Annotated in this window: 19 protein-coding genes; 5 read left to right on the forward strand and 14 right to left on the reverse strand. The window is 41.1% G+C overall.

Translation table 11 applies throughout. The features are described from left to right. Window positions 1–519: 519 nt before the first annotated feature. Window positions 520–2103 (reverse strand): PocR ligand-binding domain-containing protein, encoded by a 1584-nt coding sequence (locus tag DESOR_RS15360; RefSeq protein ID WP_014185493.1) that lies wholly within the window; start codon window positions 2101–2103, stop codon window positions 520–522. 253 nt (window positions 2104–2356) lie between these two features. On the opposite strand from DESOR_RS15360, the gene DESOR_RS15365 reads away from it, so the two are divergent. Continuing rightward, a complete protein-coding gene (locus DESOR_RS15365) occupies window positions 2357–2584 on the forward strand; it encodes a hypothetical protein (protein WP_042331298.1) in 228 nt (75 codons plus the stop codon). 84 nt (window positions 2585–2668) lie between these two features. Here DESOR_RS15365 and DESOR_RS15370 read toward each other — a convergent pair whose 3' ends face one another. From DESOR_RS15370 to DESOR_RS15395, 6 genes are all read right to left on the reverse strand, one after another. Next, window positions 2669–2881 carry a hypothetical protein gene (locus DESOR_RS15370; RefSeq protein ID WP_014185494.1) on the reverse strand — a complete coding sequence of 71 codons (213 nt, stop codon included), beginning with the start codon at window positions 2879–2881 and terminating at the stop codon, window positions 2669–2671. A gap of 261 nt (window positions 2882–3142) precedes the next feature. Then, a complete protein-coding gene (locus DESOR_RS15375; protein WP_014185495.1) occupies window positions 3143–4123 on the reverse strand; it encodes a phosphotriesterase family protein in 981 nt (326 codons plus the stop codon). Window positions 4124–4143: 20 nt separating this feature from the next. Next, window positions 4144–5808 (reverse strand): long-chain fatty acid--CoA ligase, encoded by a 1665-nt coding sequence (locus DESOR_RS15380; RefSeq protein WP_014185496.1) that lies wholly within the window; start codon window positions 5806–5808, stop codon window positions 4144–4146. Between the two features lie 179 nt (window positions 5809–5987). Next, window positions 5988–7508, reverse strand: a complete 1521-nt coding sequence (gene floT, locus DESOR_RS15385) for a flotillin lipid rafts scaffold protein FloT (RefSeq protein ID WP_014185497.1) — start codon at window positions 7506–7508, stop codon at window positions 5988–5990. A gap of 17 nt (window positions 7509–7525) precedes the next feature. After that, window positions 7526–8053 (reverse strand): NfeD family membrane protein, encoded by a 528-nt coding sequence (locus DESOR_RS15390; protein WP_014185498.1) that lies wholly within the window; start codon window positions 8051–8053, stop codon window positions 7526–7528. 39 nt (window positions 8054–8092) lie between these two features. Further along, complete coding sequence (locus DESOR_RS15395; RefSeq protein WP_014185499.1) at window positions 8093–8770, reverse strand: PspA/IM30 family protein; 678 nt, start codon at window positions 8768–8770, stop codon at window positions 8093–8095. A gap of 282 nt (window positions 8771–9052) precedes the next feature. On the opposite strand from DESOR_RS15395, the gene DESOR_RS15400 reads away from it, so the two are divergent. The 3 genes from DESOR_RS15400 (at window position 9053) to DESOR_RS15410 (ending at window position 12977) form a co-directional block, all read left to right on the forward strand. Further along, the gene (locus DESOR_RS15400) at window positions 9053–9652 is read left to right on the forward strand and encodes a DUF1836 domain-containing protein (protein ID WP_014185500.1); all 600 of its coding nucleotides are present in this window, start codon (window positions 9053–9055) and stop codon (window positions 9650–9652) included. A gap of 816 nt (window positions 9653–10468) precedes the next feature. Continuing rightward, window positions 10469–12520 (forward strand): heterodisulfide reductase-related iron-sulfur binding cluster, encoded by a 2052-nt coding sequence (locus tag DESOR_RS15405; protein ID WP_014185501.1) that lies wholly within the window; start codon window positions 10469–10471, stop codon window positions 12518–12520. Window positions 12521–12566: 46 nt separating this feature from the next. Then, entirely contained in the window at window positions 12567–12977 is a 411-nt protein-coding gene (locus DESOR_RS15410) for a hypothetical protein (protein ID WP_014185502.1), read from the forward strand. Window positions 12978–13154: 177 nt separating this feature from the next. On the opposite strand, the gene DESOR_RS15415 is transcribed toward DESOR_RS15410, so the two are convergent. The 4 genes from DESOR_RS15415 to DESOR_RS15430 form a co-directional block, all read right to left on the reverse strand. Then, entirely contained in the window at window positions 13155–13730 is a 576-nt protein-coding gene (locus tag DESOR_RS15415) for an NADPH-dependent FMN reductase (RefSeq protein ID WP_014185503.1), read from the reverse strand. A 350-nt stretch (window positions 13731–14080) separates the two neighbouring features. After that, window positions 14081–14320: a hypothetical protein gene (locus tag DESOR_RS15420; protein WP_014185504.1), complete on the reverse strand. Its 240-nt coding sequence runs from the start codon at window positions 14318–14320 to the stop codon at window positions 14081–14083. A gap of 40 nt (window positions 14321–14360) precedes the next feature. Beyond that, window positions 14361–15434: a D-alanyl-D-alanine carboxypeptidase family protein gene (locus tag DESOR_RS15425; protein WP_014185505.1), complete on the reverse strand. Its 1074-nt coding sequence runs from the start codon at window positions 15432–15434 to the stop codon at window positions 14361–14363. Window positions 15435–15512: 78 nt separating this feature from the next. Further along, window positions 15513–16307: a M23 family metallopeptidase gene (locus DESOR_RS15430; RefSeq protein ID WP_014185506.1), complete on the reverse strand. Its 795-nt coding sequence runs from the start codon at window positions 16305–16307 to the stop codon at window positions 15513–15515. Window positions 16308–16408: 101 nt separating this feature from the next. Between DESOR_RS15430 and lexA the strand changes: the two genes are divergently transcribed. Then, window positions 16409–17023 (forward strand): transcriptional repressor LexA, encoded by a 615-nt coding sequence (gene lexA, locus DESOR_RS15435; protein WP_014185507.1) that lies wholly within the window; start codon window positions 16409–16411, stop codon window positions 17021–17023. A 97-nt stretch (window positions 17024–17120) separates the two neighbouring features. On the opposite strand, the gene DESOR_RS30655 is transcribed toward lexA, so the two are convergent. The 3 genes from DESOR_RS30655 to DESOR_RS15445 form a co-directional block, all read right to left on the reverse strand. Then, a complete protein-coding gene (locus tag DESOR_RS30655) occupies window positions 17121–17249 on the reverse strand; it encodes a hypothetical protein (RefSeq protein ID WP_282434372.1) in 129 nt (42 codons plus the stop codon). Next, window positions 17239–17556 (reverse strand): hypothetical protein, encoded by a 318-nt coding sequence (locus DESOR_RS15440; protein ID WP_014185508.1) that lies wholly within the window; start codon window positions 17554–17556, stop codon window positions 17239–17241. Before DESOR_RS15440 ends, DESOR_RS30655 begins: the two co-directional genes overlap by 11 nt. Before the next feature lie 571 nt (window positions 17557–18127). Further along, window positions 18128–19225: a D-alanine--D-alanine ligase family protein gene (locus DESOR_RS15445; RefSeq protein ID WP_014185509.1), complete on the reverse strand. Its 1098-nt coding sequence runs from the start codon at window positions 19223–19225 to the stop codon at window positions 18128–18130. Window positions 19226–19272: the final 47 nt, after the last annotated feature.

Here is a 19272-nt window from a genome sequence, read left to right on the forward strand (position 1 = left end):
CTTACAGAGCATTCTAGAGGCTGTTTTTTAGTTGCTTTTATCGTAAACCTTATAAAAGGGTTTACTGGGTTTAGTAAATTCCAAACTCGATGATTAACCTGGCAGATGAATCAGTTAGAGTTATCAATTAAATTTGTCCAAAATGTTAAATATGAATTCTCGTAATAGATTAAACACTGATAGCCTGAAAAATTGCTGATACGGACAAGTTGGTTAATAATTCCACATCGAGCTTTTCAGGCTATTAAATAGTATTACCCCCTTCGATAAAATACACTCTACTTTACATAATATCTATTATCGGACCCAAATACAATTTGCTATCAGCCAATTATTATTAATGAGAGCGACGACAAAAATTATTTGGACTTTTTAATAGAAAAACCAGACCGTTCAAAAAAGACGATATGGCTCAATATATTCCGACTCACTTCGAAACCGTAAAAGAACATACACTCTCTCAAAACCGGCTTTATACCAAGACTTCGACTCAACCCCCTATATAGTTCTATCACGATCTCAACGCACTCTATTATCGGTTACCGGAAAATAAACATAAAATGCTGTCCCTTTATCGTCTGATTCGACCTCAATCTTGGCATTGTGTGATTCAGCGATCCTATAGGTTGTTGCTAAGCCTAGACCGGTTCCATTATCTTTGGTTGTAAAAAAAGGTGTACCTATCTTGTCGATAATTTCCTGGGGTATACCGCAACCTTGATCCTGAACCTTCAAGATTACTTTGTTATCTTCATTCAAATATGTTTCAATTGTTAACAACCCATTCTCTTTCATTGATTCCATGGCATTTCTGGTTAAATTTAATATCATTTGAGATATTTCATTTTCATCTATAATAATATTGGGCAGTTCCGCTTGTCTGAAGTTTATTTGTTTGTTTTGGGTAAATACATCGGCTTCAATTAAAGGATATAATTTTTGAATTATGTCATTTAAATTTCTATTTTCCGGCTTATTGGGCTTTGTTTTTGCAAGAGTTAAGAATTCCGTAATTATAGCATTTGCTCTATCTATCTCATCAATCATTAACTCCATTTGATTTTGGAATTCTTGAAATTCCTGTTTATTTTTAAGTAATTGGAGATATCCACGTACTGTTGTCATTGGATTCCTAACTTCATGAGCAATTCCAGCTGCCATTTCACCAATAATATTTAGTCGATCTAAACGTTGCATTTCTTTTTCAAAACGTTTTTTCTCAGTAATATCTATATCCATACTAATAAATTCTCTTTTCCCATCTGGTAAATTAATTGGAAATATTGTTGAGGATATTATTTTCTCAACACCATTTTCATTTTGAAAAATCCATTCTTTATCTTTAATGATTTTCTCTTTATTATTACTCTTTAAATCTTTCCAACAATCAAAACTTATTTTTTTATCAGAGATCATTATTTGATTTAAATTTTCCTCAATTTTTTTATTATATTTACAACCAAACATACTTTTAGATGCATTGTTAAAATATTGTATTCTACCATCAAAGTCATAACTTTGAATAGCCATATAAGTAGTATTATTAATGATAGTCTTCAGTCTTTCTTCACTTTTAGCTTCTATCAGTTTAAGATAAGCCAGACCATTCTTTGCCATAGTTTCAATAAGTTGTCGGATATTAAACATAATTTTATCTAATTCTTTTTTCGAATATATTGGCACTTTAGCCAGTGCTTTTAAGTATTCTTCTTCATTGAATCCGTATTTTTTAGCCTGCATTCGAAATTGTTCTTTGTCTGGCTCTTCAAAAAAAAATTGTCCGTGATAAGCCGTGGCTATATGTTCCCCTTCAATAATAATTGGAGCTGCAGCATCAATTAATCCGTTTGCACATCTATAACAAATATATGGTTCATTACAATTAAGGTAATTTTTTATATATCTGTCACTTTGTTTACATAAAAGTGCAGTTTCACTATTTAATCTATGATAGTTTACACAGATCTCTTGCCAGCCAAAAGATACCAAAATATTACTATTGTTATCAAGTATGGCTAAAACAGGGTTTGAAATCGAAAATAAACTATTCAAAAAATTCTGAAGGTCAGAGACGTTTACTAATTCAGAAAAACAATATTTCATACGCTTACATCTCCAATAATACTCAAATATACTAAATATGTTCTGCATATTTCATGAATATTCCTTCCAATTAAAGGAGCTAATTATTTTATTCTTCTCTTCAAATCAAAAACATTTATGATTTTAGGACTTCTTGTCGCTGCTGGCGGGATAATTATTTCTCCATTCTTAAGTAGCCTTCTAATCTTCTTGCCATTAACTGTAGCGAGTTTGGGAATGGGTGTTTTTTATCTCGCATCAATGGGCTTCTTAAATGAAATCGTACCCAACTCTTTATAAAGGTACTATTTCAGGGGCATATTATCTCTTTTGGGGTATCGGGATGTTTTTGAGCCCCCCAATAATAACTAAGATTGCTGCATACGTCAGTTTTCAGGCATCAATGACCGGTTATTCGTTTATTATGCTGCTAGTGGCTTCCGGGATGATGAAACTATTCGGCTGGAATATAACCGACAGTCAAGCGAAAATTTCAAACTAATAGATTAAAAATGGCGTCTATTCCTTTTAGAAATAGACGCCTCATTTTTCATCTGTTTACTTCTGAGTAAGAATAATTTTATTTTTAACAATGATCAATAAACTGATAATCCGGCCAATTGATTTGATAATATGATTTTGCAAGTTTTGGATCACTAAAACTTAGCCATCCACCATCTCGTTTCAAATCACCTATTCCTTTATACAGGGTCTCCCTCTTTTCTTGTAAGTAGGAACAACTGCCGTTCATGTGTAAGGTACACTTTTTAGTTGGTTGATCAACATCGAGCCAAACCATAATCAGTTCCCCCTTCTTCCCATGACTGTATTAAGGCTAAGTTTTAAGATGAAAGAGTCAGTCAATATTTAATTTTCTCATCCCAATCATTCTTCATTCGCTCCAAGATTCCTCTATAGAAACTAAGAAAAATTGAAGGAGTTTGGTAAGGCTCATTTATTTTACCTTCGATCTCCTGAAATTGGAACATATTCTAAATCCCATTCGAAATTAAAACGTTCTCTCCACTTTGCCGGTGAAAAGAGAACGTTTAGTATATGCCTAAGCACCAAATAACCTGCCGGGATTATCAATAAGTAGTGTTTCAAGTTGTTCATCCGTGATTCCCGCATCCTTGAGCATGGGAATGATATCCTCAAAAATATGGGTAGGATGCCATTGGGCTAATAACTGCTGGACTGCCGGCGGCAGAACAAGGGGCCTGCCCAACCAAACGTTAACTGAGTCCTGGGAAATAAAGAGTTGTTTCTCGAAGCCTAGATCAATAAGATTCGCCAACACTTCTACTCGCTTGGAATCAAAAGGCGCTCCCACGATTCCTTCCAGACCAAAACGATCGAATCCAACATTGGCCCCTAGTTTTAAGACACGAGCATGATCTTCCAGTTTGGTATTGCCGCACATATGCCCTATCAGGACGCGGCTGGGATCGACGCCCAGTGAAATCAGCAGCTCGGCTTGCTCTTCCCCCATGGTTCCTTCCTGGGTATGAGTAATGATGCTTACTCCCGTTTCTTTATGAGCCCGGGCTGCAGCTCGAAAAAACATCGTTTCATATTGAGTTATCACATCTTTACTGGAAGCAAGCTTAATAGCGCCCGCTTTCACCCCTGTTTTGCCGATCCCTTGAGTGATTTCATGAATATACATTTCATAGATCTCAGTCTCCCCATCCCCCATACCCGCTCTAAATTTAAAGTAAGCCGGGGCAGACTCTCCTTCATAATAATAGCCCGTCGAACAAATAATCTGTAATCCGGTCCTTTCGGATATTTCCTTTAATAATTCCGGATTTCTGCCGCACTCGTTGGCTGTGGCATCCACGACAGTCTTCACTCCGTAATTCTGCAGCTTTTTCGCAGTCTCAATACCTGCCTGCAGGGCAGCATCCCGGTCAAATCCGCCCAAGGTACTGTCCCCTTCAAACCCTGGATAACCAAAAACAAAGTGTTCATGAACTAAAGTCTTTCCCAGCTCACCCGCAGTAATAGGGCCTAATACCGTATTCACAGTTGCCGTCACAGTGTCCCCTCCCCTTTCAATTAGCGTTGTTTTTCTTTCTCCTGTAACTGGCGCCAGAGAACTTTGCCGCTGGCCGACATTGGCAGACTCTCGGCAAATTCCACGATTCGCGGATACTTGTAGGACGACATTTTAGTCTTAGACCAATTAATGATCTCTTCTTCTGTCACCTTACCCCGTTCATGTTCATGCAGGACTACATAGGCTTTAACCGTTTCTCCCCGTTTGGCATCGGACACGCCGACAACACAGGCCAGCTGAATAGACGGATGTTTAAACATCACGGACTCCACTTCTGTTGGCCATACTTTAAAGCCGGAGGCATTTATCATGCGCTTAATTCGATCCACGATAAAGAAATAACCTTCCTCATCATATTGGCAGATATCACCGGTACGAAAAAACTCCTTTTCGTCAATGGTGATAAAAGCTTTTTGGGTTTCTTCGGGTCTTTCCCAATATTCCTTCATAACCTGTGGGCCATGGACTACCAATTCCCCTATTTCATGGGGACCCAATTCCTGAAAGGTCTTTAAGTCTATTATCCTGGCATCGACATTAAAGGATGGAATTCCTATGCATTGTAATTTAGGACGGTCCGGCGGATTAAAATGAGCTTGAGAAATCGTCTCGCTTAAGCCGTATCCTTCAATATACCGGACTCCCAACAGTTGAAACAGCCTTTCCCCCACTGCCTCTGGCAATGGTGCTCCCCCGCCGCCTACATAAGAAAGAGATTGAATATTATAGTTGTTCAAATGGGGATTAGCCAGAAAATCCACAACCATCGTCGCTATATTGACCCAATGGGTACATTGAAAACGCTCAATTAAAGCGGCAGCCAGGTCTCTCTGCCAGCGGGTGAGCAGCACCATGGTTCCCCCTGAGAAAACCGGTGCATTCATACTATGCTGCATCCCTGTAACGTGAAATAAGGGCAAGGTGACTAGTGAGGTGGTGTTAGCAGTCATAGATCCCCAGGCTGCCGCCCCCACGGTATTTGAATTAACCGTTCCATGAGTATGTAGACATCCTTTCGGTATTCCCGTTGTTCCGGAGGTATAAGGCAAAACGGCAGTATCATCGGCTGTAACTATCAGCTCGCCGGGCTTTAAGCCTGCAGATATTGCTTCTTGCCAATCAATCGCATCCTCATCTGGAAAGCCTTGACGAGGCTTCCATACTTCCTCAGGAATCTCTGAATCAAACTGAGGAGAAGCATATTCGCTGTAAGCAGCGGTGATAACATACTGCAGGGATGTACCCTTCTGCAGGGGGGCAATGCGTTCATATAATTCCTGTCCAACGATGGCTGCCTTGGCCCGGCAGTCTTTAATATAAAACTCCAATTCACCAGTGACATTCATAGGGCTCAAGGGCACGACAACGGCATTGGCTCTCAAAACTCCGTAATAGGTAATGATGAATTGGGGTGAATTTTGCATTATGAGCAGGACCCTGTCATTTTTTTTGATTCCCAGCCTTGTCTGCAAATAGCCGGCTAAAGCCTCGGCTTCATCCTTAAGACGACGATATGTAATTGAACCGCCATAGTAATGAATTGCAATTTTATCAGGATACCTGCGGGCTGAAATCTCAAGGTTGTCAAACAAACTGGTTTGCGGTACAGCTAAGTCCTTCGGCAAGCGTTTCGGCCAGAATTCATAATGACGATCAATCCTCATAAATCCAACTCCCTTTTTACATTTGTGCAGGCACATAAATGTGAGCATTCTTTTATTTATAAAATATTCGAATAGTTCTGAAATATTCGACGGCAATTCTGCTTCACCTTCCCTATTGCAGGCTCAGCTTAAAATAAAAAACCGGCTGACGTTGATCAGCCGGATACCCGAATACTTTTTTATGCCTCGTGAGGATTGTCTGTAGATTCTTCGACAACCGCCTTTTCAACCGCCTTGTTTTGTTCCCCGGTCAGGTGTTTGACCAGCTGCCCCAGATCGATTCCCGAGACACTTTTCAGCATTTCCGGAGCCGTTGCCATTAAAGACGTTACATAATTACTTACCCTGGCTGCCCCTTCCCCTTTGCCGGTATCCACAACTGTGAGTTTATCAATGGATTTCAAGGGTTCGGCAACCTTGCCGGCCAGTTCGGGCAGCATCTTAACGATAATATCCAGGACAGCTGCCTGCCCGAATTTCTCAAAAGCTTCCGCCAGCTTTTGCTTGGCTTCGGCTTCGGCCAGACCCTTCAGCCTTACAACCTCTGCCTCAGCAGTACCTTTGGCTTTTTCAGCTTCGGCAACAGCCAGACCTTCCAGCTTTTTCTGTTCAGCATTCGCTTTAGCCTCAGCTTCAATCTTATATTTGAGGGCATCTGCCTCTCTCATCCGTTTAGCCTTATCTGCTTCAGCGGCCTGTTCCACGGCGTACCTGTCCGCATCAGCTTTTTTCTTAACCTCAGCGTCATATTGTTTCTCACGGCGGAGGATTTCTTTTTCTTCGAGTTCAATCTCTTTTTCTTTCTTAACAATGGAGACCTTCATTTGTTCTTCCGTTACCTGCTGCTGGGAACGGGCTTCCTGAATATGATAAGCCTGATCAGCTTCAGCCTTGGCAGTATCCTGATCTTTTTTAAAGGAGGCCACTTTAAGCTCTTTTTCCTTGGTTGCTTCAGCAATATTCGTATCTCTGAGCAACTCTGCCTTTTGTCCCTCTTCATGAGCTTTCGCCTTCTGAATGCGGGCATCACGAACGGCTTCTGCTTCCGCAACTTCCGCATCCCTTTTCACAGCGGCAATCCTGGGTTTACCTAAGGCCTCTAAATAGCCGTTTTTATCACGAATGTCTTTAATGGTAAAAGAAACAATCTGCAGTCCCATTTTCTTCAGGTCTTTAGCGGCAACCCCTTGGACCTCCTGGGCAAATTTATCCCGGTTGCGGTAGACTTCTTCCACGGTCATGGTCCCCAGTATGGCTCTTAAATGGCCTTCGAGAACTTCCTGAGCCTCTTGCTGCAGGGATTCTGTGGGTTTGCCCATAAATTGTTCTGCTGCGGTGGCAATATCTTCAACTGAACTGCCGATTTTAATGATAGCCACCCCATCAGCCATAACCGGAACGCCCTGCTCCGTATAGACCTCAGGTGTTGTTACATCCAGTTTATGGGACAAGAGAGAAAGGAACTCTGCTTGCTGAAAAATTGGCAGAATGAAAGCTCCGCCGCCGCGAACGATTTTAATGCGGCGATTTGACTCGTCAGTATGAACATTTTTGCTGCCCAAATAGGACCCCGTCACAATCATGGCTTCATCCGGTCCCACCGTCTTATATCTGGCCCAAAACGCTAAGCCCAGTACAATAATCACCCCAATAACCATGGTGGGTATGGCCAGTATATCCAATCCTAAAAATCCAAGCATCAATAACTCCCCCTTATTTATGATTCATACGGAAATACGTAAAGCACTCCTTCTTTAGCTTCCCCAACCACAACACGAGTTCCGGCCGGGATTTCCACTTTCTCAAGATTGGCAGCAATCTGATTGGTATTGCCGGCGCCGACCTTGATCACCACTTCTCCATAACCGTCTATGGGAATAGGTACCGATACTTCACCAATCTTGCCTACCAAATCCTTGAGTGAAAAACCGGTGGAGTTTTCACTGTTCTTCATAGGTTTCACATACGCGAAATATAGCAATATAGATAATATGATAGAAATCATCAGGGACAGTACCGCAATCTTGAGAGGGTCCAGGTTTGTATGTTGATTAAACATGATCCCTGAGCCTCCAAAGATGGTAAGTCCCCCAACCAGTACCATTGGCTGCAGAAAATCCAGGTGATCCATGGAGAGGGAATCAAAAATGCCGCCGAATATATCACCCAGAATATCCCCAAAGACTAAGGTTACCAGAGCAAACAGCACCCCACCACTAAAACATATCCAATAGATATTCAGCATTGATATCCCCTCCACGGTGATATACGGCCAAGGCCAGGTTTACTCAAAGGCTTTGGTTAGTGATTTTTTTAATTTAGCAAGTTCTAAGTCTATTTCATCATCTTGATAGCCTAGGGCCTCTAGTTCCTGGTCAAGACTTTTCTCTTTTCCGGATAATTCTCTGGCCACTTGGGCTTCAGCTTCTAAATGCAAAACTTTCTCTTCCATACGTTCAAAATTTCGCCGGGCGCTGTCGGGCTTTAACCCATTGGCAAATCCGTAAATCTCCTTTTGAGCTTTGGCGGACTGGACTCTTGCTGACAAGGTGTCACGCTTCAGCCGCAATTTCTCGTATTCCTTTTTCATTTCCTGTAATTCTGTCCGTAATTCTTCAACCATAACGTTACAGTTGTCAAACTGCTGATGGTAATCGTCTGCTTTAGCTTTTTGAATTCGTTTGTCTTCCAGGGCTTTGCGGGCTAAGTCTTCACGTTCTCTTTTCAAGGCTTCCAAGGCCTGGGCTTCTCGCTTCTCGGCCGCTGCCAGGGCATCCTTCAATTGAGCTTTGAACTTCCAGGCCACAGCCAGCTGCCGGGCCACTGCAGATTCTGCATCGGCAATATCCTCTTCCATGTCCCGCAAGTACTGATCAAGGAGTTTTTCCGGATCCTCTGCTTTATCCAGCAAAGCGTTTAGATTAGCCCTAATGTTGTCACTGACTCTTTTAAATAACCCCATACTCTTTCACACTCCTTAGGAAATTAATTTGGGCTAAACAGCTATGTACCCTCCTTTCCTATGCCTTTGTTGTATTGATCTTTACACCTATAATATATCCTGTATTTACAATTACCTCAACACGTTGTTTTGGTTACTACGTAATGTGTAGTCTGATTATGCCATCGTTTACTACGTTTATCTCGATATTTCACGACGTAGCTTCAAATACTACATGTTGAGTATAAAACAGTTTGCTTAGAAGTAAGCAATGCTATATAATAGAGACGAGGTGACTGAGCAATGGCATTAAATGAAATGGATCTTAAACAATTAGTGGATGAACTCTCTCTGACTCAGGATATTAGTCTCGCTGAGATTCCCGACATTGACTTGTATATGGAACAACTGACCTCATTCATGGACAACCGGCTCGGAACTCATAAACGGGATGAGCAAGATAAGATCCTTACCAAAACCATGATCAATAATTATACAAAAGCCGGACTTGTCATGCCCCCCATTAACAAAAAGTACAATCAACGACATGTGATTCTTTTAATCCTTATCTACTATCTAAAAAACATCCTATCCATTAACGACATTAAAAGTCTCTTCGAACCGGTTCTTAACAATATCTCTACCCCTGAGGATGATTTAATTTCCCTGGAGGATATTTATTCAACCTTCCTGGAAGTTAAAAACATTGAGCTGGCTTCCTTCTATGAAAACATGATCGAAAAATCAAATATGATCAAAGAAAAGACAGATCTCATCGATAAAGACGGCAAACATACAGCTGAATTATTTCTCATCGTTATCATGTTAGTGGCCCAGGCAAATGCCCATAAAAAATTAGCAGAAAAGATCATCGACAACTATTTCAGCAAAGAACCCAGTTGATTCTAATTTACTCATCCCTAGGTTAAAGGATTACTACAACCAAAAACATCAATAAGCTCAGAGTTACCCTACTCTGGGCTTTTTTGTCAGTTCTTTAAGCTATAAGCGGTAGTGCTCTGAAAGAGACTTAAGATAGCTCACCCTACACTTCTAATTTCCAATATTCAGAATGTATATTTAATTTAAACTTTGTTTTCAAACTCTAAAAACATAATTAAAGATGTATCAGTATTTACTGAATTATCTACACATTTTACCATCTTTAGATAATTTTCGCGCTTTATTATTAGAAAATTCTACTCAAACACCTGTCCTTTCAAATATTTTATTGCATTTTGCTATAAGCAGATTATATCATTAATTTCTTTATATTTCTATATATTCTAGTTCATGGATATCATCCGGGAGTACAATACATAAATTTATTGGAATCTTTTAACTTTCTTTGAATAAAGATATAAAAATTTGTCATTTTGGTGAAAAGCATCCATATAGTATCTTAATATCAGAGATGTTGACATAATACGACCAACAATGTTAGTCTTTGTCTATAAGAAAAACGGAGAGTATTATTAATAATATTAAAAAACGAGTTAAAAACTCGGATTTTTATTAGAGATACAAGTTACTATTTTCACTAATATTCCAATATTTATTGAAAATTTAAAATTCATTATAGGAGGATAAATTCATGTCATTATTTTTAAAGTCTAACACCCGGTTCTTATTTTTTTGGGTTTCAAAAACTTCTTGAGCGACGGGATCTCGTTACCATTATTTAGATATTAGAAATCATTATTAAATGGAGGGGTTTAAATGCGCCTAGGATGGCTATTAGTTTTCTTAGTTCTTGCAGCCTTTGCAGTTTTTTCCTTTAGTACTGCTCTCAAGAAAAAAATCGGTATCTTAACTTTAGGTGCCAAAGAAGAACGATTTGACGAACCTGGCAAACGGTTCAAGAATTTTGTTACTTTAGTATTGGGTCAAAGTAAATTAATTAACGAACCTTATGGTTTTATCCACTTCATTATCTTCTGGGGCTTCATTTTTATTTGTTTAGGCGAATTGCCACTAATCTTTGAAGGACTCTTCCCCGACTATTCGTTCCCAATCTTAGGAACCAGCAGCATTTTCTATATGGTTAAAGATGTCCTCACCGCATTAGTTATTATCGGTCTTTGTATTGGTATCGTTCGCAGATGGGTTTTAAAACCAGCTCGTTTATCCCGAACACCGGAAGCAGCCATTATCGTAGCCCTAATCTTTGGAGTTATTGTCACAGAATGGATATCCAGCGGTGCAAAAGTAGCTTTAGAATCCAACAGTGTATACTCCCTGGCCATTATGTATAATAGCTTTGCTTATCTGTTCAGAAATCTAAGCACAGATACTCTATCAGCTATCCAAAGCAGCTTTTGGTGGATTCATATGTTTATTGTCTTTGGTTTCTTAGTTTATATACCTAATTCCAAGCATATGCACCTTTTAGCAGTTCATCCAAATACCTATTTCTCATCCTTAAAACCTATCGGCGCTCAAATCGAAAAAATCGACCTGGAAGATGAAGACTTAACCGAGTTAGGGGTTGCCAGAATCGAAAGCTTTACTTGGAAGCAATTATTAGATAGCTTTGCTTGCGGTGAATGCGGACGTTGTATGGCCAACTGTCCTGCCAATATATCTGGAAAGCCACTGAATCCCAAACATTTCATCAGCCACCAGTTAAAAGATCATCTCTTAGAGAAGGGCGCTGTTTTAAAAGCTAAAGGTCTTACCTCCACAGGAGATGAAAACGCAGAAGCCTTAGCAGAAATTGCCGAGAACGACCCACAGGCAGCAGAAATTTTACAAAAATCCTTAATTGGTGATATCGTCACAGAAGAGGAAATTTGGTCTTGTACTACGTGCATGTCCTGTCAAGTACAATGTCCTGTTGCCAATGAACATGTGAATAAAATCGTTAATATGCGTCAATCACTGGTCATGATGGACAGTAACTTCCCTCAAGAGTTGCAAACATCCTTCCGTAATGTTGAAAACAATGCTAACCCCTGGGGTATTGGTTACACTGAACGCGCCAACTGGGCTGCTGACTTAGATATCAAGTTGATGAGTGAAAGTGAAAATGTTGACTATCTCTTCTGGGTTGGCTGTGCCGGTTCTTTTGACAGCCGCGCTCAGAAAGTAACCGTTGCAGTCTCGAAAATTCTTAAAGCTGCCGGTGTTAACTTCGCGATTCTGGGAACTGAAGAAAAATGCTGCGGTGACTTCGTACGTCGCTCCGGGAATGAATACTTGTTCCAAACAGCAGCTATTGAAAACGTCGAAATCTTAAACAATTACAATGTTAAAAAGATAATTACCACTTGTCCTCACTGTCTCAATACCCTGAAAAACGAGTATCCGGAATTTGGTGGAAATTATGAAGTAATTCACCATACCAAATTCATTGAACAGTTAATTAAGGACGGCAAATTAGCGCTTAATAAGAACGCTGATATTGAACCCCAAAGAATTGTCTATCACGATTCCTGCTATCTCGGCCGTTACCAGCAAGAATTTGATGCCCCCCGTGCCCTTTTCAACATGGTCCCCGGTGTCCAATTAGTTGAAATGGATCGCCATCACAACAAGAGCTTCTGCTGTGGAGCCGGCGGCGGACGCATGTGGATGGAAGAGCAAAATGATCAAAGGGTTAACAACCTTAGGGTTGAGCAGGCTCTCGATAAAAACGCTGAAGCAATCGGCGCGAATTGCCCCTTCTGTATTACCATGATGGAAGACGGCATTAAAGACAAGGTTGACACCGATAAGCAAACCGTTCGAGTTTTTGACCCTGCAGAGCTTATTGCTAAAATGATCAGTTAGTTTTTTAAACAGAATTCCTAGTTTCGTTTCCTAAGGAGGCAATTCTATGACAGAGTGTGAAGAATTAGTTAATCGATTTACTTTAGCAGGTCAAGATCGCGGTATTAGAGAGCTGTGCGCTGACGAGCTTAATGAGTACCATTCCATTTACAATGACCTAATGTCCAAACACGTAGAATCCAATGGTGAAATTCTCAAAGACATGGAAATCCAGGCCATAAACAAAATTTATGCCTCAAATGATCTCAATATCACGCCCATGGGTTTGGTTAATGTCAGTTTGGAGTACTTGGCTAGAATCCTGACCTTTGCTAAAGCTCAAGGTATTGAGTGGCATGTTTGTTGTGATAAGTGTACGGATACTCACTTTAAAAACTTATCCCACTTTACCGTCAAAGTAAATTGTCACAAGGACGAATTTGTGACAATGGCTGAAGCTGCTGGATTTCGCTATTAATACTAATTTTGCTGCTGATTTTAAATCAGCTGTTATGAGAGCTTAAGATTCGCTGAAAAAGGTGTCCCGTATGGGATGCCTTTTTTTATACTACTCAGAAAGTATAACTTTTCGTTGCCTACTGCTAAGATGGCTAATACGTGCCAAGACAGTGTCCTCGTCGTGTCTGAAGGATAACTAAAACCCTTCTGCTTTAGCTGACATGATGGCATTAGTTTTATCCACTAACTCCCCCATTAAATTGGAGAGGGACTTTTTCGCAAGTTCATCAATCAGCTTGCTATCCGGACTGAATTTCTTGCTGGCATTGGTGATTAAAACCTGTCGTTTATTCACCGTTTTCATCTCCAGCTTGGCACAGACCCGACGCAGGTGATGCTGAACATATCCCCCGCTGAGCATTCCTAAGGATGCTGTAACCATAGCCAGGGGTTTGCCTTTTAAGGGCAGATCATTTCCCCGAGAAGCCCAGTCCAAGGCATTTTTGATGACGGGAGGTATGGAATAATTGTATTCAGGTGTGGCGATGAGGATGGCATCTGCTTTTGCAAGTTTCTCTTTAAAATCAATAACAACTTGAGGTACTCCTTTAGCTTCATCGTCTTCATTGAATATTGGGATTCCCGATAGATCTACTATTTCCAAAGTTGCGCTTTCAGGAAGTAATGATGCTGCAGCATGCAATGTAGCTGTGTTGTAAGAGTTTTGTCGGAGACTACCAGATATCCCAATGATCTTAATGTTTTTAGTCATTGTTAGCACCCCCAAAAAATCTTCAGCTTGTTTTGTTACTAAGAGAACATTAAATGCAAAAAATAGACTCCTTTTTTTATATTTAATATATTCCAAATATTCTACGCATCATGATTATTTCCTGCAATTAAATTATAAATATTTTGATAATATAAAATAGTATAAAATAATACCAAAAATTAAGGATCAAACCGCATAAACGATCTGATCCTTTTGTGCACAATCGAAAGGAATGCATAAATGTATAATTATACTATAGGCATTAGTATTATCCTGATTGAAATGAAGAAAAGCTTATTAATTTATGTTCAAAAATTGAAAAAACAGATTACTATAGTTTTATAAATAGTCTATTGTTTCTTTATCTTAAACTTTTTATCTATAAATTGATTAGTTCTTGAACTGGTCTTATTTTCTGTATTTATGAGAATATCATCGATCTCTATTTCAGCGTAATCTCCGTCAAGAGTATCTATGCATTGACAGCAGTTATCACATTGTTTTGTCGGGTCCAGATCGCAGCGATCACATTCTCCGCAGCGGGTACAAGGACGATCTTGCAAAACACATGGTTCACCCAAGTTATTCAAAACTTAACCCCCCAGTTAAAGATGATTGGTCAGAGACCCCTTAAAATATTCCCGGACTAGAAAGAAGTGATTGAGGATCTGCTGCTAAACCTTTTAAGGCTGCACTCCCCCTCTCTTCCTCCCAGGCTTTATCAAGCAGTTGGATTGTGTCCCTGAAACGCTGTTGACTTCCCAGCAGCACCAATAAATAATCCCCGTCTGCTCTAGAGACATAGGATACCAGGCACTGTCCTGCGGCTGTCGTTGTTCCGGTTTTTAACCCTTGGCTGCCAGGATAGATGCCGAGGAGGTGATTAGTCGTTTCAACGTCTGCTTCATGTAACCCTCCCTGTCCATCTTTCCATTGCAGATGGGCCTTCGTTTGTTTGACGTACTTCATCAAGTCTTCATTCTTAAGAAATTCGCCGGCAATTTTACTCAGATCCCGTGCGCTGGTATATTGGTTTGGGTCAGGCAGCCCATGGGGATTGGTAAAATGGCTGTTTTGGCAGCCCAGAGATACTGCATATTTATTCATTTCCTCAGCAAAGGCTTCAATTGACCCACTTGTTTTAACAGCTAAAGCTGCCGCTGCATCATTGGCACTGTGAACATACAAAGCAGTTAATAGGTCATGGACAGAAATTTCATCACCCGGCTTAAGCCCCAACTGAGAGCCTTCAAGGATCACTTCATTGCCAACTTTGACAACATCCGTCTCCTTCAAGGTTTTCATGGCAACGAGACCGGTCAGAAGTTTTTGGGTACTGGCAGGAGCACGCTGCAGGTCAGGATTATGAGAATATATGAGATGCTGAGTACTAGGGTCTATGAGAACATAACTTTCATCTTCTGTGGATAGGGTATCAAACCATTGATCAGGATCCGTGGAATTACCCTCCTGAGGACTATTTGGAAGGCTATTTTGAGAATTCTTTTGAGAATCTACGGTTTGTATACCTGAAGATTTATTAGCCAAAAAGGCCAGGATATCCCCCGCAGGTTTTCCTGAACTTATGTATGAATAACCAGCATAGCCAATCACAACTATGGTCAGTAATAAAACTATAAATTTAGTTTTTCTGAATTTTGCTCTGGACCTGGGTTTGCTAAAACTATAACGATCCTGTCTCAAACCTAACCCCTCTTTAATTAAAATTGAAACAACGCCATTATAACTAATTTTAGGATTAGAGGCAAGTTCGTTTTCAAGTTACGATGCCTGTTCATCCTCCCAAAGCTGCCAGACAGCCAGGAATGGGTAAGGATTAATCCATTGCCCGTTGGGAAGCTCAATTCCAAAATGAAGATGGTCAGGGGTTGTTAAAGCATCCCCCGTATGCCCCATTCCTCCTATAACCTCCCCTGCTTCGATTCGATTGCCCTGCACTAAATGGGGGGAAATGTATTGCAGGTGCGCATAATAATAGTAGTTTCCATCATCACCCCGCACACCAACCCGTTCGCCGCCTAAGCGGTTCCACCCTAATTGCTCAATAATACCGCCGCAGCTGCTGATAATCGGTGTACCTTCTTTCCCGAAAATATCCGTACCTTCATGCCTGCGCTTCCCTCCTTCCCGGTCAGCGCCATAGCTATCCTCATACCATATCTCGCCATGCACAGGAAATAGATACCTGTTAGGGTAGTAATAAGGATTTTCCCGGAGGATTTGCCGATGCCTGTGCACTGCTTTAAACCTGTCTTTGGAAATATTGCCGCATGTTAAGCTGGAGAAAGGAACGTTGGTTCGCAGCTGGTCAATCAGAACTTGAGCCTCTTTTTCCGGTACCGTTGAGCGAATAGCTAACAAATCTTCATAAGAAACGGAGGTCAGTGTGTCTTTATCTTTCACACATTGCCGCACAAGTTCCGGGGAAATGGAATTGAGATAGGGGTAGATATCCGGTGAAATTTTCGGGGATAGATGTATTACTTTCCATAGGATCATTGCTAATATGATAAGAAAGCTATAGTGAATAAGCTCACGTTTCGATATCTTCCTCATCCTTTCTCCTCCCTTTCAATAAATTTACATAATTTACGAACATTTGTTTGCGTAATCGTAGAATGAATGGTACAATATTCCTGAAGATGGGGGTGTTATCTATGTATCCTGATTTGTCCCAACGACAAACTAAAATCTTAGAATTCATCAAACAAGAAATTCGTAAAAAAGGATATCCACCGGCAGTAAGAGAAATCGGCGAAGCTGTTGGCTTACTTTCCAGCTCAACAGTCCACGGCCACCTGCAAACACTTGAAGATAAAGGGTACATCCGCCGTGACCCAACCAAACCCCGGGCTATTGAGATTTTAGACAGTTCCAGTGAAACCATGGAAACGAAAAACGTCGTTCAAGTTCCTATTGTTGGGCATGTTACAGCGGGCCAGCCTATTACAGCCGTGGAAAACATCGAAGGCACCTTTCCCCTGTCAACGGATTTTGTCCGCCAGGACAACGTCTTTATGCTGAAAGTTCAGGGGGAAAGCATGATTGGCGCTGGAATCTTAGATGGAGATTACATTATCGTCCGCCAGCAGAATCAGGCGCGAAACGGAGAAATTGTTGTCGCCTTAATCGGTGATGAAGCAACGGTTAAACGTTTTTACAAAGAAAGAACTCTTATCCGGCTCCAGCCTGAGAATCCCAGTATGGATCCCATCTACTCTCAAGATGTCTCCATTCTCGGCAAAGTAGTCGGTGTCTTTCGAACCCTGTAACACATGTAAAATAGCCTATATATAAAGATATGCGCCTGGTTAACAATTATGGTTTAAGAAACGTATATTCAGCTAATTGTGCAAAAGAGGAAGACCTTTAATTCAGGTCTTCCTCTTCGTCTCTCAAACCAGGTAATTTACCCATATCAGCCAGTGCACTGATATATCCTCTGAACACCAGGCTCCGGTTTAAAATATCATCTTCACTGACACCCTTAAAATTCATTACGTTTCGTGCGGGGTAAATAATAGCCTTTAATATTAAGCCCGAACTGTTCAGGCGAAGAATTCATAGCTTCCTGGCGCTTATCATTAGGTGCAAGGGGCAAAGCATCACACCGGTCTAAAAAGAACGCCTCTGTTTCCTTTAGGGTATGATGACAGGCCATCACTAGTTTAGTACAGTCCTCCACCCATTGTTGAAACTTTTCTTGGCGCTGTTCATTTGAGAATTCCACCATCTTGCCAATAACAGTTGAAGAATTATCGTTTTTAATAGAGACACTGCCATCTTTATTTCTCTTTACAACCATTATATTTCCTTCCATTCTTACAAAGACTCATTTTTAGTCTTGTTATGTCTTTATACATATTAACTGAATAAATGATAGTACTCCTTAGTATCTAAGAAAAAGAGGCTATTGTGAAGTAATCACATTTTAGCCTCTTTTTAAGTGAATAATAAATATGCAATTTAGAATTTAAAAGGACCAGACCATAAACCCGAAAAGCATTCTAAAAAAACCTTTAGACCCATAAGCCAGGGCAGCTTCGCCCACAGGAGTGAACCCATCGCATGGAGAGGCGGCAAAGACCACAAGCCGGCGCGGGGCAGCGTAGCCAGTGGTTCACATCAGGTACTACCCAAAGGTTTGGCACGAAAGTGTCCGGTGGACACTTTCGCTCGAAGCGGCTATCTCTAAAGGATACTTATCCGCTGCAGAGAAGCTCCCGCACCGACGAGTGGGCGAGCCTCGGAATGCTGCGGTACACGAAGACACTGTCTTCGCACGGATTAACTTTCTTGCACGGATGTGGGAGAAGCTGCCTGACCCTATAGACTTTTTTCCACTGATGGCACCATGGTCGCGGTATAAATGATTATCAGGATATCTTACTCCTCTGCCGATCCTTAAACCGTTCCAACCCCAAAGCAATCAATTGATTAATCAATTCCCCATAAGGGATTCCCGTGGCTTCCCAGAGCTTAGGATACATAGAAATCTCCGTAAAGCCCGGCAAGGTATTGATTTCATTAAGATAAATTTCATTGTCCGCCGTGACAAAAAAGTCCACCCGCCCCAAACCGTTGGCTTCTACAGCCCGAAAAGCTTCCATAGCCATGCTTTGCAGCTCCTTGATGACGGAATCATTAAGCTCGGCAGGAATCAAGAGCCTGGAACCGATATCCGAATATTTGGCTTCATAACTATAGAACTCATGGGCCGGCAAGATTTCTCCAGGAAGGGATGCTTGCAGGTGCTCATTCCCTAAAACTGAGACTTCCACTTCATGGCCTGTAATGGCCTCTTCAATAACCATTTTGCGGTCAAAGCTGGCCGCAGTCTTTAAGGCCTCCAGCAGTTCCTCACGATGATGAGCTTTGGATATCCCCACACTGGAACCGAGATTAGCCGGTTTTACAAAACAAGGATAACCCAGCTTTTCTTCGATAGCATTTAAACAAGACTCTTGCTGGAACTCAAATTCTGAACGCAGCAAAGTAATATAGCGTGCCTGCTGAAGATTTTTTTCCTGAAAGACTGCTTTCATCCGGTCCTTATCCATACCCAGAGAAGATCCTAACACTCCCGAACCCACATAAGGGACATTGGCCATTTCTAATAGCCCCTGCAAAGTCCCGTCTTCACCGTAAGGCCCATGAAGCACAGGAAAAACCAAATCGAATTTTCCCTGGTTAGGCAGAGCACCGCCATCTAATCTTATAAAGCGCGGGTTGGTGGGATCAATTACCAAAGTAACTTGTGTCCCATCATCATTATGAGGAAAACCCTGTTCAATCAGTTGATCCGGCAAAACTCCCCAAAACCAGCGCCCCTCTTTACTGATGCCAATAGTCTCAACCTGATAACGGCTTCGGTCAATGGCATTATAAATTGACCCGGCAGAATTTAAGGATACCTCGTGCTCTCCGGAGCGGCCCCCAAACAATAGAACAACCTTCAGTTTGTGATCATCCACAATACTCCACCCTCTCCAAAGTAGATTTATGAATTCTAATTATGTAC

Source organism: Desulfosporosinus orientis DSM 765, from assembly GCF_000235605.1.
GTDB classification, from domain to species: domain Bacteria; phylum Bacillota; class Desulfitobacteriia; order Desulfitobacteriales; family Desulfitobacteriaceae; genus Desulfosporosinus; species Desulfosporosinus orientis.